Genomic DNA, 15226 nt, shown 5'->3' on the forward strand with positions numbered 1-15226 from the left:
CCGGACGACGCGCCCGCTCACGGCCGTCGACGTGTCCGCTGTCGCGGACCTCATTCGATGGTGTCGGGGACCACCGCGTTCGGGGCACCGGAGGGCACCGGCGAGCCCGCCCGGCGACGCTTGCGGTCCTTCGCGCCGAGCAGCTTCGCGATCCGGTCCTGGGCCTCCGGCGGGTTGTCCGGGTCGACCGGCGGGACCTTGCCCAGGACGATCTCCGGGTCGGCGAAGGCCCGGTACTCCGGGTCGTCGTTGAGGGTGTGGAGGAAGAACCCGGTGAGCAGCGCGCGCACCGCGGTGTGCGTCTTCTTGTCGGCGCCGTTGCTCCCCCACAGCGAGCCGAGGCCCCGGTGTTCGAGGAGTCCCTTCGACGTGGCGCCCGGCGGGGTCCGTAGGACCGCGCGCGGCGCGTCGGAACCCTCGTGGTCGGCGCCCCAGGCCCGCGCGAGCGGCAGCGCGTTACCGTCGACGGTGTCGAGTTCCCCGATCGAGGAGACGATCAGTCCCGGTACGGTCAGGCGCCGCGCCGCGGGCAGCAGGGCCGGCGTGGTGGGCGCCGGGAACACCGCGGCGACCCCGCGCACCGCGGGTTGTGGCTGCTCGTGCAGCACCCCGTCGGAGGCGGCGAGCACGGCCGACGATGCGCCGAAACCGTGCCCGGCGAGCCCGATGCGGGCCGGGTCGACGGTGATCTCGCGGAAACCGAGCCGGACCCGGGAGACGATCGACAGCGCCGAGCGCAGTTGCGCCGCCATCGCGTCGTCCGAGGCGAACACCCCGTTCTGGCCGGCGGGGACGGCCACCACGATGCCCCAGGAGGCGAGGTGCTGACACAGGTCGCGGTAGCGGGCGGTCGAGGTCAGCCAGCCGTGGCCGAACGCGATGGCGGGCAGCCGTTCTCCCGACGCCGGGGTGAACACCTCCCCGCGCGTTCCGACGATCCCGAGGTCGCCGCGCAGGACGCGATTCGGGCCACGACGGCCGAGCTCGACCATCAGCTTCTCGGGCGGTTTCGACGGTTTCGAACGCTTCTTGCCTGGCACAGCAGACAGCCTAGGCGGTGCCTACCGCTCGGGTGGCGGCAGATGCGGACTCGCGTCGGCGATGTCGGCGGGCAGCATGATGCTCGGCACCGTGCCGGCGGCGTCGGCGTCGTGTTCGAGCTCCTCGCGGAGCATCTCCGTCCGCGAGCGCAGCATGGTGCGGCGGTGATCGGCCATCGCCTGCGCGAGGTCGCGCTGTGCGGCGGTGAACCGGTGTGAGGCGTCGGCGACCTGCGCGGTGGCCGAGCGCGCGAGTGCTTCGATCTGGTCCGCGAGATTCACTGATCACCCGCCAGCGCCAGGTCACCGTCGGAGGGGTCCGCTCTTGGTGAGGGGTCCTCGGTGGTGGACGTCGTCGGCGCCGCACGGCCCCGGTCCGAGCGCGGCGGGTCGCCCGGGACGTCGATCTGCGCACCGGCCCCGGTCACCGCGGCGATCGTCTCGGCGTCGGGAACCTCCACCACGGTGTCGGCCACCGACGATTCGCTCACCACGGTGTCGATCGGCGGGACGGCCGGCTCGTCGTGAGCCGCGGCCGCTCCCCCGAGCCGGAACGGCACGTCCTCGGCACCGGAGGTCGCGTCCGCCGCGGAGATGCCGTCCGCACCGGGGGTTTCCACATCCGCCGGGTCCGCGTGCGCCGCCGGGTGCGCCGCCTCGGACCCGGGCGCCGAGAACGATTGATGCGCAGGGTCGCCCGCGCGGCCGGACGCACCGCTTCCGTGGAGCACCGGACACTCGGGGTACTCCTCGTGGTCGATCCCGTCGAGCGACCGGTTCAGGATCGCGAGGATGCCGCCGATCCCGCGCACCGTCGCCTCGACACAGGTCGTGAGCAGCTCCACCCGCGACCGGAGATCCTCCGCGACGACGCCGGGCGGGACCCTCCCGGACAGCACCGCCTCGGGCAGCTCGGCCGGGGGCGTGTCCGCGACGATCGGCGTCCCCAGCCGGGAGACGGCCAGATAGAACGACCGCAGCAGGCGGTCGATGCCCGACGCCGCCGCGGATGTCGCGTCGGCGAGCTTGTGCAACACGTACAGGTCGGATTCCGCGCGTCGCTGGTGGTCGATGACCGCGTCGATCGCGAGGGCGGCGGACCCGCTGTGCCAGCCGTCGTCGAGCCGGACGCGCTGCTCGGGGAGGTGATGCAGCTGCCCGGAGACCGCACGATGGGCGGCGACGAGTGCCCGGCTGTCGGCCGAGAGCGCCGCGATGTCGAACGAGTCGACGGTCCGCAGGCCCGCCCGGATCGTCTCCTCCGCCGGACCGGGCAGACCCATCAGGCGACCGGCGCCGAGCAGTTCGACGAACGCCTCCACCCCGGCGTGCGCGTCCTGCCGCAAGATCGACAGCGAATCCCCGCCCCGCCTCATCGCCACCGTCCTCTCACCTCGACTCCGGCACGGCCCGCGACACCCCGGCAGCGGCCTCGGCGTCGCCGGCGGACATGATCTCCGCCGCCTCGCGGAGACGTGCTGCCAGGAGGTCGGCCGCACGGGACTGGGCACGCAGGCGCCGGGACAGGGTTGCGCTCATCTCGGCGTAGGCGCCGGCCAGCCGGGACAGCGTCTCGTCTGCCTCGGAGGGCGAGCCGGCGGCCGGGGTGGCGTCGGGGTGGGCCCACCGGCCGAAATCGTGGGCGGCGAGGTCGTCGGCCACCGCGTTCACCACGAGCGCCGAACGCCGATAGAACGACGCCACGGCCGACACCTGATCGGTGTCCATCGAGACACGTCGCGAGCCGGGCTCGAACGCCCGGTGTTCGGCCACCCCGCCCACCTGCCACCCCCTTCAGGTCATCGCGCATCGTACCGAGCCCCCGCGGACCGCACCGGAAACCATCCACCGCGGCCGGACGCCGCGACACCCGGACGCCGTGACACCCGGACGCCCGGCTCCCCGCTCCGCCGGGTCCGATCGTCGACCGCGTCTCCCGACACCGCGACCGCGCGCCGTTGGGATTTCCGACAACACCCCCGCGCCCGCCTCTTCCGAGGTCCCACGACAATCACGGAAAGTGACTCCGACCACACTGTCGGCGAGAGGATCTGCACATGAACGCGTCGAACGTGAGCTTCGGGCTCTGGTACGACTTCCGCAACCCGGCCGGTAGCGGCCGCGGTTTCGGGGACTTCTACCGCGCCACCCTCGACCAGATCGCGTGGGCGGAGACGATCGGCATCGACTCGGTCTGGCTGACCGAGCACCACTTCATGGACGACGGCTACACCCCTTCTCCGTTCCTGCTGGCGTCGGCGATCGGCGACCGCACGACGAAGATGCGCATCGGCACCAATCTCGTGGTGTCCCCGCTGCACAATCCGATCCGGCTGGCCGAGGACGCGGCCACCCTCTCGCTGCTCACCGGCGGCCGGTTCTCGCTCGGCGTCGGGCAGGGCTACTGGGAGCCGGAGTTCGCCGCCTTCGACCGCCGCCTGGTCAATCGACCCAGCCTCCTCGAGGAGGGCGTGGAGATCGTGCGGCGCTGCTGGTCCGGGTCGGCCGACCCGTTCGACGGGAAGCGGTTGCGCAAGCCGGCGATGCCGGTGACCCCGACCCCGGAGGTCACCCCGGACATCCTCGTCGGCGCGATGGCCGATCCCGCGATCGAACGGGCTGCGCGCATCGGCGACGGCTTCCTGTCCACCCAGAACGCCCACCACGCGTCGTATCTCGACGCACTCGAACGGCTCGGGCGTTCCCGCTCGGAGGGCCGCATCTTCGCCGGCCAGTGGACCATCATCGCAGAGGACCCGGAGCGCGAGTGGGCCCGGATCGGCAAGCACGCGCTGTACCAGATCAACAAATACATCGAGATGGGCGCCTTCGGCGACGTCCCGTCGTTCACCGAGCCCGGTCAGCTGATCGACGCCGGGTCGTTCACCCTGTGGGACCCGGCGACCGCCGTCGACGAGCTGACCGCGCTGCTGCGGAACACCCCGCAGATCGAGGACGTGCACTTCTGGGCGCAACTCCCCGGCGAATCGGTCGAGAGCGGCAGCGCCCGAATCGAATTGCTGGCCACGAAGGTTGCGCCCCGGGTGCGGGCCCGATTGGCCGCAAAGGAGTCCGTGGAGGTCCCTGCATGAACAACTCCCCCTCGCCCGCCGCACACCCGCTGCTGATCACCGATTTCTTGTTCCGCGCACGGGACATGTTCGGCGACAAGGAGATCGTCGACCATGTCGACGGCGTGGAGGTGTTCCGGTACACCTATCGCGACTACGCCGACCGGGTGCTGCGACTGGCCTCGGCACTGATCGACGCGGGCGTGCGGCCGGGCGACCGGGTCGGCACGCTGGCGTGGAACCACCGACGCCACCTGGAGCTGTACCTCGCCGTGCCGCTGGCCGGTGCGGTGTTGCACACCATCAACATCCGTCTGTCACCCGAGGAGATCGCCTACATCGTCGACCACGCCGATGACTCGATGATCTTCGCCGACCCGTCGCTGGAGCACCTGCTGTCGGTCGCAACCGAACGGCGGCCCGACATGCCGGTCGTGCCGATCGACCCGGAGGGCACCGGCGCCGCGGTCCCCCTCGGCGCCCCCACCCTGGATTCGATGATCGACGGCGCGCCGTCGCTGCCCGAACCGATCGCGCGCGAGGACACCGACCTCGCGGTCCTGTGTTACACCTCGGGCACGACCGGCGCCCCGAAGGGCGTTGGGTATTCCCACAAATCGCTGTACCTGCACACGATGGCGGCCTGCCTCGCCGACGGACACGCGATCTGCGAACGCGACCGCGCGCTGCTCGTGGTGCCGATGTTCCACGCCAACGCCTGGGGCGTTCCGTTCGCGGCGTTGATGACCGGGGCGTCGCAGATCCTGCCCGGCCCGCACCCGACGCCGGCCCAGATCGCGTCCCTCATCGCGAAGGAGCGGGTCACCTACACCGGCATGGTCCCGACCGTGGCCGTCGATCTGCTCGCCCACGTCCGCACCGCGGGCACCGACCTGAGCAGCCTGCGCGCCCTCGTCCTCGGCGGTTCCACCCCGGCCATCTCCCTCATCCGTGACCTGGAGGAACTCGGTGTCCCGGTCTTCCAGGGGTGGGGCATGACCGAGATCTCCCCGATGGCGACCTTCTCCCGGCCGCCGGCCTCCGTGGATGGTGACCCGCAACGCCGCTGGGAGATGATCCGCAAGCAGGGCCGCCTGTTGCCGGGCCTGCAGTGGAAACTGGTCGACGACGAGGGCAACGTCATGCCGCACGACGGGATCAGCCGCGGCGAGATCCTGATCCGCGGCCCCTGGGTGGCGACCGGGTACTACAACGCCGATCACCCCGACAGGTTCGCCGACGGCTGGTTGCGCACCGGCGACATCGGCGTCATCGACGAGCACGGGTACCTGACGATCGTCGACCGCACCAAGGATCTCATCAAGTCCGGGGGCGAATGGATCAGCTCCGTCGCCCTGGAGGAGGCGCTCCTCGAGCATCCGGCCGTGCACGAGGCCGCGGTGGTGTCCGTGCCCCATCCGCGCTGGCAGGAGCGGCCCGTCGCGTATGTGGTCGGCGACGCCGACATCGACGTCGACGAGGTGAGAGCGGATCTCGCCGAACGTGTTCCGCGCTGGTGGGTGCCCGAGAAGATCGTCGCCGTGGACGAGCTGCCGCGCACCAGCGTCGGAAAACTCGACAAACGGCGGCTGCGCGAACAGGCCGCGGGAACACCCGACTTGTGGGAACCCACAACGGCCGGAGATTCTCCCGTTCCGGTTCCGCACCGCGATTCCTAACGTCAGCAGTGTGAGATTCAGCCTGTTCTACGTGTTGGAGAGTCCGGACCGGGACTTCCGGCGGGCCTACGAGGAGATGCTCTCGCAGGTCGAGATCGCCGAGGAACTCGGTTTCCACGGGGTGTGGCTCGCCGAACACCACGGCAGCGCCTACGGCTCGATGCCGTCGCCGCAGGTCGCGGCGGCGGCCATCGCAGCCCGGACGTCCCGGATCCGGATCGGGATCGCGGTCAGCAACCTCACCCTGGCCTGGCCGGTCCGGATCGCCGAGGACTACGCCATGGTCGACGTGATCTCCGGCGGCCGACTCGACTTCGGAGTTGGACGCGGGTACCAGCCGCACGAGTTCCGCGCCATGGGCGTCGCGGACAAGCAGGACGTCAGCCGCGAGGTCTTCGACGAGGCCTTCCAGATCGTGACGGGCCTGTGGACCAAGGCCGTCGGTGAGCCGTACACGTTCCACGGCAAGCACTTCCACATCGACGCGGTCGACTGCCGACCCACCCCGATCCAGAAGCCGACCCCGCCGATCTACGTCGCCTCGATCAGCCCCGAGACGTTCGACCTGGTCGCCGACCACGGTCACGACATGCTGGTGACGCCGACGCTCATGACGCTGCCCGAACTGAACGGCTTCGTCGTGAACGCCAAGCGCACGCTGATCCATCGCGGCCGGGATCCGCTGACCCTGGACTTCCCGATGAACTGGCAGATCCACCTGGCCGACGACGACGTGCAGGCGATCTCCGCGGCCCGACCCTGCCTCGAGTGGTACTTCGACAACGTCATGTCCGCGGTGCCGCAGGGGGATTCGACCCCCGCCGGATACGAGCGCTACGCGGCGCTGGCCGAGGCGGCCGCCGAGGGCGCGATGTCTCTGACCGGACTGCGGGAGGGCGGCGTCTGCTACGTCGGCGACCCGGACGGCCTCATCCGCGAGATCGAGATCCTCCGCGAGGAAACGGGCCTCGATCATCTCATCTGCTGGATGCGGTTCGGCGGCATGCCCCACGAGCACGTCGTGAGGTCGATGGAACTGCTCGCCGAACATGTCATCCCCCGCTTCGCCGACGAGCCGCCACTGGTCCCCCGCGCCCTGCGCGAGGAGGAGCCGGCGGTCGCCGGCGACGACGTCTTCACCATCGAATTCCCCCACGAAGAAGGAGAAATCCATGAGCTATCTCGCGGTTGAGAACGATCGTCGCATCTACTTCGAACACCACCGTGGTGAGGGTCGGCCGATCGTGCTGATCCACGGATGGGGCGCCAACACCCGCTGTTGGGACACCACCGCCCCTGCGCTCAGGGCCGCCGGCCACGAGGTCGTTCTCGTCGACCTGCGCGCATGCGGCCGCTCGGACAAGGACTTCGAGGACGTGTCGATCGCCGCGCTCGCCGGCGATGTCGTCAAGCTGGTCGATCACCTGGACCTGTCCTCGCCGGTGATCAACGGATGGTCGCTCGGCGGCGCCGTGGCGACCGCCGCCGCGGCCGCGCTGGGGTCGCGGGCCGGCGGTCTCGTGCTGACCGGCGGTGCGTCGCCCCGCTACACCGCCACCGACGACTGGCCGTACGGCGGCACCACCGAGGACGTCGAGGGTGTGCTGGCCGGCGCCGCGGCCAACCGTGCCGACACCTTCCGCGCCGTCGCCACCGCGGTCTGCGCCACCCCGCCGAGCGACGATGTCCTGAACTGGATCTGGGGGATGTTCATGGAGATGGGCCCGGCCGGCGACGACTCGCTGCGCGACCTCGCCCGTACCGACCTGCGCAAGGAGATCAGCGGCCTGGAGATCCCGATTCTGCTGCTGCACGGCCGTGACGACGCGTTCGTGCCGTTCGGCGGGGCCGAGGCCGTCCTCGGCCTCAACTCCCGCGCTCGGCTTGTGCCGTTCGACAACTGCGGTCACGCCCCGTTCCTGGAGGACCGGGACCGTTACCTCGCCGAGCTGACGGGATTCTGCAAGTCATGAGCGCCAAGGTCTGGATCGTCACCGGCGGGTCCCGCGGCATCGGCCGTGCGGTGGTCGAGAATCTCACCGCGCGGGGCGATTTAGTGGTCTCGCTGGCCCGCGGCGTGGCGACCGTCCCGTTCACCCGCCCGGCCCAGGTGCTCGAGCTCAAGACCGACATCACCGACTCGTCCTCGGTGGCCCGGGCCCTGACGACGATCACCGAGGAATACGGCACCGTCGACGGCCTGATCAACGTCGCGGGCGTCCATCGGGGCGGACGCGTGGAAGATCTGAGCCGTGCGGACTGGGATCTGGTGTTGGCCACCAATCTGACCGGCGCGTTCGAGATGTGCAAGGCCACCGTGCCCATCCTCGCCCCCGGCTCGTCGATCGTGAATGTCGGTGCGGTCGTGGGATTCCGCGGCTTCCCCGGAGACGTCGCCTATGGCTCGGCGAAAGCCGGTCTCAGCGGCCTGACCCAGGTGCTCGCCGCCGAGCTCGCCCCGCGCGACATCCGGGTGAACCTGGTCATCCCGGGTTTTGTGGACACCGACATGACCTCCGGCCTGAGCGAGCGGGCCCGGGCGCGCGTCGTCTCGTCCATCCCGGCCGGTCGTACCGGCCGGCCGGAGGAGATCGCGCAGGTCGTCGTGGACGTGGCCCTGGCCACGTACATGTACGGCGCCATCGTGCCCGTCGACGGCGGGCTGATGAACACCTTCAGCGGCGGAGGCCGGTGACGTCTCCTCCCGGATGAACCGAACCTGTTGTGACAACCCACAAGAGCGCGCGAACAACTTGGTGACTCAGACCACACTGGCTCATAGATTCGTTGTTGCACACAGTTTCTCACCCGATCTCGGATCCCCCAGAAGGAGGCAATCGGTGTCTACGAGCACAGCGAGCGTCAGCACGGAGCAGGAGAACAAGGCCCTCGTCGCGGAATTCATGGAGGTGTTCTCCCGCGGCGATGTGGACGCCATCCTGTCCTACCTGGCGCCGACGGCCACCTGGTGGGTCGGCGGAACGATCGAGGGCATCTCCGGCACCAAGAACAAAGAGGAGTTCGGTGCCATGCTCTCGGGCCTGTCCGCCACCACCAAGACCGGTGCGATCGCGCTCAAGCCGCTCGCATTCACCGCCGAGGGCGAACGGGTGGCGGTCGAGACCGAGTCGTATTCCGAGATGAGCAACGGCACGGTCTACAACAACCTCTATCACTTCGTCTTCATCGTCCGCGACGGAAAGATCCACGCGGTCAAGGAATACCTCGACACCGAACACACCCGTGCGGTGTTCCTCGGCTGACGCCGCGAAATCCCCTCCCCCGCCATCCCTCCCACCGAACCCCTCGGTACCCCAACCCCTTTCAGTTAGGAGCTGATCACATGGACATCGGCGTTCTGCTCGTCTTCCAGAACTACCACGAGAACGTGAGCGACGAACAGGTCTTCAAGCACGACCTGTCGCTCGGCGTGCTCGCCGAGAAGGTCGGTTTCGACTCGGTCTGGTCGGCCGAGCACCACTTCGACGATTACTCGATGTGCCCGGACAACTTCGCCATCCTGTCCTACCTGGCCGGCAAGACCTCCCGGGTCAAGCTGGGCATCGGCGCCACCATCCTGCCGTGGAACGATCCGCTGCGCGTGGTGGAGAAGGCGATCATGCTCGACCAGATGTCCGACGGCCGCCTCCTTCTCGCCCTCGGCCGCGGCCTCGCGAAGATGGAGTACGAGGCCTTCGGCGTCCCGATGGACGAGTCGCGTGACCGCTTCAACGAGGCCGCCGAGATCGTCCTGCGCGGCATCCGCACCGGCGTGGTGTCCGGCGACGGCCCGTTCTACCCGCAGAAGGAGGTCGCGATCCGCCCAGCGCCGAGTCCCGACATCAACTGGGAGGGACGCCTTTTCGGTGCAGCCATGTCGCCCGACTCGATCCCGGTCGTCGCCGACCTCGGCATCCAGATGATGACCTTCGTGCAGTACGAGTTCGCCAAGCACGCGGAGGCCATCAACGAGTGGCGCGACCGCTTCCGCGAGGCCAACGGCCGCGAACCGCTGCCGCCGATGGTCCAGGACTTCGTCATCTGCCACGAAGACGAGGAGGAGGCCCGCCGTCTGGCCTACGAGCACACCCACCGCTACTTCCTGTCGGTCATCAAGCACTACGACTTCGCCGGCAAGCACTGGCGCGAGACCAAGGGCTACGAGACCTACCAGGCGGGCGCGGACATGATCCGCGAGGCCGGCATGGAGGCCGCCGCCGACGCCTACGTCGAGGCGAACATCTACGGCACGCCCGAACAGTGCGTGGAGAAGTACGCGGCCCGCCGCGAGTTGGTCGGCGACTTCATCGCCAACGCTGCGTTCTCGTTCGGCGGCATCCCGTTCGCCGAGGCCGAGAAGAGCCTGACCCTCTTCGGCGAGAAGGTCGTTCCCGAGCTCCACAAGATGACGTCCAAGACCCCCGCGGCCGTCTGACCCGTCCCGTGACACCGCTGCGGCGCCGGCGGCTCCCCCTCCCCGGCGCCGCAGCGTTTCCACACATCCCGCATCCCCAGGAGGAGCCGTGAGCGAATCCACGACCGAGAAGATCGCCGCCGAGTTCCGCGAGGTGATGGCCCGCGTCTGCACCCCGGTCGCCGTCATCACCGCCTTCGACGACGAACGTCCCCACGGGACCACGGTCAGCGCCTTCACCTCGCTGTCGATGGGACCGCCGATGATCCTGGTCTCCCTCGACCGCGGCTCCGACCTACTCGGGATCATCCGCCGCACCGGCGAGTTCGGCGTCAACGTCCTCGCCCACGACCAGGCGGACATCGCGATGCGCTTCGCGCGCAAGGGCGCCGACAAGTTCCACGGGGTCTCCTGGCACGAATCCGCCCGCGTCCCGCGGATCCACGGTTCCGCCGGCTGGCTGGCGTGCACCACCGAGACGCTGGTCGACGGCGGCGACCACGTCGTCGTCCTCGGCAACATCGTCGAGACCGGCGTGACCCCCGCACCCCCGCTGACCTATCACGACCGGGTGTTCGGCACCCACCGAGCACTCGAGGTCGCCTCATGAACACCACCCCCATCCCGATCGGCACCGAGGCCTCGTCGCAGGCCGTCGCACATGCGGTCGCGGCCATCGCCGCCGGCGGCTTCGTCGTCGTCGTCGACGACGCCGACCGCGAGAACGAGGGCGACCTGATCTGCTCGGCGTCGACGATCACCGACGAGCAGATGGCGTTCCTGATCCGCCACACCACCGGGATCATCTGCGCACCGATGACCGCCGACCGCGCCCGTCGTCTCGAGCTCCCGCAGATGGTCACCGACAACCGGGACGTCCACGGCACGGCGTTCACGGTGACGGTCGACCACCACGAGGCCGGCACCGGGGTGTCGGCGCACGACCGCGCCCTCACCGTCCGGGCGCTGGCCTCCGAGGGCACCATGGCCTCCGACCTGCGTCGTCCCGGGCACGTCTTCCCCCTGCAGGCCCGCGACGGCGGCGTCCTGACCCGCGCAGGGCACACCGAGGCCGCCGTCGACCTGGTCACGATGGCCGGCGCCGGCGAGGTCGGGGTGATCGGCGAGATCATCTCCGACGACGGCACGATGCGCCGCGACGACGATCTGCTGCGATTCGCGCAGCAGCACGGACTCCCGGTCCTGCACATCGCCGACCTCGTCGCCCACCGCAAGGCGGCGGGATCCCTGGTCCACCAGATCGCGTCCTCGGCGATGCCCACCCTGTTCGGCGACTTCCGGGCGGTCGCCTACCGCTCCGACATCGACGACACCGAACACCTCGCGCTGGTGATGGGCGACGTGGCCGCCGCCGGCGCGACCGAACGGGGCGCCCTGGTGCGCGTGCACAGCGAATGCCTCACCGGCGACATCGTCGGCTCCCTGCGCTGCGACTGCGGCGCCCAGCTCGAGCAGGCGCTCGCCGCCATCGCCGAGGAGGGCTGCGGCGCGGTCGTCTACCTGCGCGGCCACGAGGGCCGCGGCATCGGCCTCGGCCACAAGATCCGCGCCTACGCCCTGCAGGAACAGGGGCTCGACACCGTCGACGCCAACACCGCGCTCGGATTGCCCGTCGACTCCCGCACCTACGGCACCGGCGCCGCGATCCTCGCGGATCTCGGCATCCGCCGGGTCCGGCTCATCACCAACAATCCCGCCAAATACGGCGGACTCGGGGGCCACGACCTCGAGATCGTGGGACGGGTGGCCCTGCCGACCGTCCCGACGCCGCACAACGTCCGCTACCTGCGCACCAAGAAGGAACGGATGGGACATGTGCTCGGCGAGGGCACCCTGTTGGGGGGCACAGGCGCGTGACCGCGACCACTCTTCCTTGGTATCGTGACCTTCACCAATCCTAATTGTGCTGAGGAATTGGTGATGAGGAGGCCGTGCGGATGACATCCGTCGTGGACACCGGTTCCACCCGTCTGCGCAGCACCGGCCGCGAGCGCGACGTCATCGCGGCGTTCTCCGAGATCACCACCGAGGCGATCACCGACACCCGGCTCGAGGACCTGCTGAGCCTGGTCGGCCAAAAGCTCTGCGCGCTGCTCGGGGTGACCCGCTGCTCGGTGTACCTGCGTCACCCCAATGGCACCTATCGCGGCGCGGCGGGCTTCTGCCAGGAGGCCGGCGACATCACCGAGGCGGTCAAGCGCCAGGTGTCCGGCTTCGACGGGGACCGGTTCAGCCAGGAGGTCATCGACACCAAGGCACCCGTCGTCATCGCCGACGCCCTCAACGACCCGCGCCCCCACCGGCGCACCATGGCTCACTGGGACGTGCGGGCCATGCTCGGCGTCCCGCTGATCTTCGACGACACCGTCATCGGGCTGATCTTCGTCGACAGCCGCGGTCGCGAACACCACTTCTCCGCCGAGGACATCGAGGTCGCCGAGTTGTTCGCCCGGCTGTCCGCGCTGTTCATCAGCCAGGCCATGCTCAACACCCGCCTGCGCGGACAGGCCGCCGAGATCGCCCGCAACAACGCGACCCTCGCGTATCTCGCCGACGTGCACCAGCGACTCACCAACGCGGTGCTCGAGGGTGCCAACATCCACCGGGTCGTCGAACTGCTGTCGGAGTTGTCGGCCAAGCCCGTGGTTCTCTACAACAACTCCTTCGACGTGCTCGCATGGGCGGCACCGGAGGCGTTGAAGCTCACCTCGCCACCGGTCATGAGCGAGAAGGTCCGCAACACCGCGTCGGTGCGCCAGGCCCTGTCGGAGCTGTCCGCGACGACACCGTCGGCGATCGTCCCGGCCCAGCTCGCCGTCGGACTCGGCCGCCGGCATCTCATGTGCCGCATGGTGATCGAGGGCAAACCGGCCGGATTCCTCGGCATCGTCGAGGTCGGCCGCAGCCTGGAGCCGCTCGACGCGAACATCGCCGAACGCGGCGCCACCGTCCTCGCGCTGCAGATGCTCTCCGAGCGGCGGCAGATCGAGACCGAGGGCCAGGCCCGTGACGACTACCTGTCGGACCTGCTCCGCAACAGCCGGGACAAGGAACACCTCGTCCGGCGCGGTCCGCAGTTCGGCATCGATCTCACCAATCCCCATGTCCTGGTCCGGTTCACCGTCGACGACGCCGCCGACCGGCTCACCGCCTCGGCCATCCAGTCCCTCGTCACACGCACGTTCGCGCACGTCATGTCGATCTCGCCGCCCCCGGCGGTCCGCTTGCCGGGCGCGGTGATCGTGATGGTGCGGCTCGAGGCCGACGACCCCGACGAGATCACGCGGGTGCGCGACCACGTGGCGACCATCCGCGACCGGCTCAGCGACCAGCTGTCCCTGGGCGCCACGCTCATCTCCGGCATCTGCCGCTCCCCCGTCGACTATCCGCATGCTCATCGCGATCTCCGCGAGATGGGTTCGGTGGCAAAGTCCTTCGGCTGGGACGAGCGGGTGATGACCCTCGACGAGCTCGGCCTGTTCCGGGTCGTGGTGTCGAGCGGCCACGTGAAGGAGGCGCTGCATTTCGCGCACTCCTTCGTCGCCCCGGTGCGCGACCACGACGACGGCACCCTGCTGGCCACCTGGCGGGCGTTCGTGGCGAACGACGGCAAGGTGCAGGCCACCGCGTCGGCGCTCGAGGTGCACGAGAACACCATTCGCTACCGGCTGGGCCGGATCAAGGAGATCGCGCGTCGGGATCCGACGTCCCTCGACAGCCTGCTGTCGGCGAAGATGGCCTTCCAGGTGCTCGATCTCGCAGGTCAGTGACGTGCCCGGCGCCGGTTGTGGTTTCCTCCAAAGCCCGGCGGGGAACACGGTTCTCGCCGGACCACGATCGCCATAGGTTCGACACATGGCACGCAGCACGATCCCTCACGCGCCCGCGGGTGCGCAGGACGACGCCCCACCAGCCGATGCCCCGCCGGTCGATGTGGCGGCACTCACCGCCTGGATGGACGAGCAGGGGCTGCCCGGCGGGGACGTCGAGCTGACCCCGTTGCCCGGTGGCACGCAGAACATCATGCTCATCGTCGACCGCGGTGGGCGGCGATACGTGTTGCGGCGCGGCCCGCGACACCTGCGGCCCGGCTCGAACGCCGCCATCGCACGCGAGATGCGGTTGCTGTCGGCGCTCGGCGCCACCGATGTCGCGCATCCGCGGTTCATCGCCGGCACCCCCGACCCCGACGTGCTGGGGGCGACCTTCTACCTGATGGAGCCGGTGGACGGCTTCAACGCCGCCGACGGGCTTCCCGCGCCGTACGCGGCGTCCGCCGAGGGGCGACGAGCCATGGGCTTCGCTCTCGTCGACGCGCTCGCCGGCCTCGCCGCCGTCGACCATTCGGCGATCGGCCTCGACGACTTCGGCAGGCCCGAGGGATTCCTGGAACGGCAGGTCCCCCGGTGGCTGGCCGAATACGAACGTTACGCCGCCACACCGGGATACCCCGGCGGCACCTTCGACGACCTCGACCGGATCGCCGGCTGGCTCGACGACCACCGCCCCGCCGGCTTCCGGCCCGGGCTCATGCACGGCGACTACCACGTCGCGAACGTCCTCTACGACCATCACGTGCCGAAGGTCGCGGCGATCGTCGACTGGGAGATGGCGACCATCGGCGATCCGCTGCTGGATCTCGGTGTGCTGCTGGCGATCTGGCCCAACGAGCCACGTCAGGCCGACCTGTACGAGAGCGCACTCGGTCGCGCCGGTGACCTGCCGGGCAGGGCGGCGATCGTCGACCGGTACGCGCAGCGGTCCGATCGCGATCTCGGTGCCCTGGACTGGTACACGGTGATGGCGGCATTCAAGCTCGGCATCATCCTGGAGGGCACCTACGCCCGCTCGTGCGACGGCAAGGCGCCGCGCGCGGTGGGCGACCGCCTGCACCGGTACGCGGTGGGGCTGTTCGACCGCGCCCGGCAGGTCATCTCCGCTTGCTGAGCACAGTCCCTCCGGCACTCGCCGATGCTTTTCCACTTCCCACCTCCGGTCCCA

Annotated in this window: 15 protein-coding genes; 11 read left to right on the forward strand and 4 right to left on the reverse strand. The window is 69.8% G+C overall.

The features are described 5' to 3' along the window. Positions 1–50: 50 nt before the first annotated feature. The 4 genes from ABFT43_RS10540 to ABFT43_RS10555 are packed head-to-tail and all read right to left on the reverse strand — an operon-like array spanning position 51 to position 2813. Positions 51–1040: a dienelactone hydrolase family protein gene (locus ABFT43_RS10540; protein ID WP_347960301.1), complete on the reverse strand. Its 990-nt coding sequence runs from the start codon at positions 1038–1040 to the stop codon at positions 51–53. 21 nt (positions 1041–1061) lie between these two features. Beyond that, positions 1062–1322: a hypothetical protein gene (locus tag ABFT43_RS10545; protein ID WP_347960302.1), complete on the reverse strand. Its 261-nt coding sequence runs from the start codon at positions 1320–1322 to the stop codon at positions 1062–1064. Further along, a complete protein-coding gene (locus tag ABFT43_RS10550) occupies positions 1319–2416 on the reverse strand; it encodes a hypothetical protein (RefSeq protein WP_347960449.1) in 1098 nt (365 codons plus the stop codon). The genes ABFT43_RS10545 and ABFT43_RS10550 overlap by 4 nt, the downstream gene beginning before the upstream one ends. Before the next feature lie 13 nt (positions 2417–2429). Further along, on the reverse strand, positions 2430–2813 hold the full coding sequence (locus ABFT43_RS10555) for a hypothetical protein (RefSeq protein WP_347960303.1): 384 nt from the start codon (positions 2811–2813) through the stop codon (positions 2430–2432). A gap of 284 nt (positions 2814–3097) precedes the next feature. Here ABFT43_RS10555 and ABFT43_RS10560 point away from each other — a divergent pair, with 284 nt between their 5' ends. The 11 genes from ABFT43_RS10560 to ABFT43_RS10610 all read left to right on the forward strand — a co-directional run bounded on the left by ABFT43_RS10560 (position 3098) and on the right by ABFT43_RS10610 (position 15172). Beyond that, positions 3098–4132, forward strand: coding sequence for an LLM class flavin-dependent oxidoreductase (locus tag ABFT43_RS10560; protein ID WP_347960304.1), 1035 nt, complete (start codon positions 3098–3100; stop codon positions 4130–4132). Beyond that, entirely contained in the window at positions 4129–5790 is a 1662-nt protein-coding gene (locus ABFT43_RS10565; protein WP_347960305.1) for a long-chain fatty acid--CoA ligase, read from the forward strand. The genes ABFT43_RS10560 and ABFT43_RS10565 overlap by 4 nt, the downstream gene beginning before the upstream one ends. Positions 5791–5800: 10 nt before the next feature. Beyond that, entirely contained in the window at positions 5801–6982 is a 1182-nt protein-coding gene (locus tag ABFT43_RS10570) for an LLM class flavin-dependent oxidoreductase (protein ID WP_347960306.1), read from the forward strand. Further along, positions 6963–7763 (forward strand): alpha/beta fold hydrolase, encoded by an 801-nt coding sequence (locus ABFT43_RS10575; RefSeq protein WP_347960307.1) that lies wholly within the window; start codon positions 6963–6965, stop codon positions 7761–7763. The genes ABFT43_RS10570 and ABFT43_RS10575 overlap by 20 nt, the downstream gene beginning before the upstream one ends. Next, a complete protein-coding gene (locus ABFT43_RS10580) occupies positions 7760–8485 on the forward strand; it encodes an SDR family oxidoreductase (RefSeq protein ID WP_347960308.1) in 726 nt (241 codons plus the stop codon). Before ABFT43_RS10575 ends, ABFT43_RS10580 begins: the two co-directional genes overlap by 4 nt. 145 nt (positions 8486–8630) lie before the next feature. Next, positions 8631–9053 carry a nuclear transport factor 2 family protein gene (locus ABFT43_RS10585; RefSeq protein ID WP_347960309.1) on the forward strand — a complete coding sequence of 141 codons (423 nt, stop codon included), beginning with the start codon at positions 8631–8633 and terminating at the stop codon, positions 9051–9053. Positions 9054–9133: 80 nt separating this feature from the next. Beyond that, complete coding sequence (locus ABFT43_RS10590) at positions 9134–10225, forward strand: LLM class flavin-dependent oxidoreductase (RefSeq protein ID WP_347960310.1); 1092 nt, start codon at positions 9134–9136, stop codon at positions 10223–10225. Positions 10226–10361: 136 nt separating this feature from the next. Then, complete coding sequence (locus ABFT43_RS10595) at positions 10362–10814, forward strand: flavin reductase family protein (protein WP_457590139.1); 453 nt, start codon at positions 10362–10364, stop codon at positions 10812–10814. Then, positions 10811–12082 carry a bifunctional 3,4-dihydroxy-2-butanone-4-phosphate synthase/GTP cyclohydrolase II gene (locus ABFT43_RS10600; protein ID WP_347960312.1) on the forward strand — a complete coding sequence of 424 codons (1272 nt, stop codon included), beginning with the start codon at positions 10811–10813 and terminating at the stop codon, positions 12080–12082. The genes ABFT43_RS10595 and ABFT43_RS10600 overlap by 4 nt, the downstream gene beginning before the upstream one ends. 80 nt (positions 12083–12162) lie before the next feature. Next, the gene (locus tag ABFT43_RS10605; protein ID WP_347960313.1) at positions 12163–13995 is read left to right on the forward strand and encodes a GAF domain-containing protein; all 1833 of its coding nucleotides are present in this window, start codon (positions 12163–12165) and stop codon (positions 13993–13995) included. A gap of 85 nt (positions 13996–14080) precedes the next feature. After that, positions 14081–15172 carry a phosphotransferase family protein gene (locus ABFT43_RS10610; protein ID WP_457590135.1) on the forward strand — a complete coding sequence of 364 codons (1092 nt, stop codon included), beginning with the start codon at positions 14081–14083 and terminating at the stop codon, positions 15170–15172. The last annotated feature ends 54 nt before the right edge of the window (positions 15173–15226 follow it).

The sequence above is a fragment of the Gordonia aurantiaca genome (genome assembly GCF_039939235.1).
Lineage (GTDB): Bacteria > Actinomycetota > Actinomycetes > Mycobacteriales > Mycobacteriaceae > Gordonia.

What these genes read in the sequence shown, in the direction of transcription:
- ABFT43_RS10580 (WP_347960308.1), top strand. Translation starts at nt 7,760, where the DNA reads ATGAGCGCCAAGGTCTGGATCGTCACCGGCGGGTCCCGCGGCATCGGC.
- ABFT43_RS10605 (WP_347960313.1), top strand. Translation starts at nt 12,163, where the DNA reads ATGACATCCGTCGTGGACACCGGTTCCACCCGTCTGCGCAGCACCGGC.
- ABFT43_RS10595 (WP_457590139.1), top strand. Translation starts at nt 10,362, where the DNA reads ATGGCCCGCGTCTGCACCCCGGTCGCCGTCATCACCGCCTTCGACGAC.
- ABFT43_RS10575 (WP_347960307.1), top strand. Translation starts at nt 6,963, where the DNA reads ATGAGCTATCTCGCGGTTGAGAACGATCGTCGCATCTACTTCGAACAC.
- ABFT43_RS10560 (WP_347960304.1), top strand. Translation starts at nt 3,098, where the DNA reads ATGAACGCGTCGAACGTGAGCTTCGGGCTCTGGTACGACTTCCGCAAC.
- ABFT43_RS10610 (WP_457590135.1), top strand. Translation starts at nt 14,081, where the DNA reads ATGGCACGCAGCACGATCCCTCACGCGCCCGCGGGTGCGCAGGACGAC.
- ABFT43_RS10600 (WP_347960312.1), top strand. Translation starts at nt 10,811, where the DNA reads ATGAACACCACCCCCATCCCGATCGGCACCGAGGCCTCGTCGCAGGCC.
- ABFT43_RS10590 (WP_347960310.1), top strand. Translation starts at nt 9,134, where the DNA reads ATGGACATCGGCGTTCTGCTCGTCTTCCAGAACTACCACGAGAACGTG.
- ABFT43_RS10550 (WP_347960449.1), bottom strand. Translation starts at nt 2,416, where the DNA reads ATGAGGCGGGGCGGGGATTCGCTGTCGATCTTGCGGCAGGACGCGCAC.
- ABFT43_RS10565 (WP_347960305.1), top strand. Translation starts at nt 4,129, where the DNA reads ATGAACAACTCCCCCTCGCCCGCCGCACACCCGCTGCTGATCACCGAT.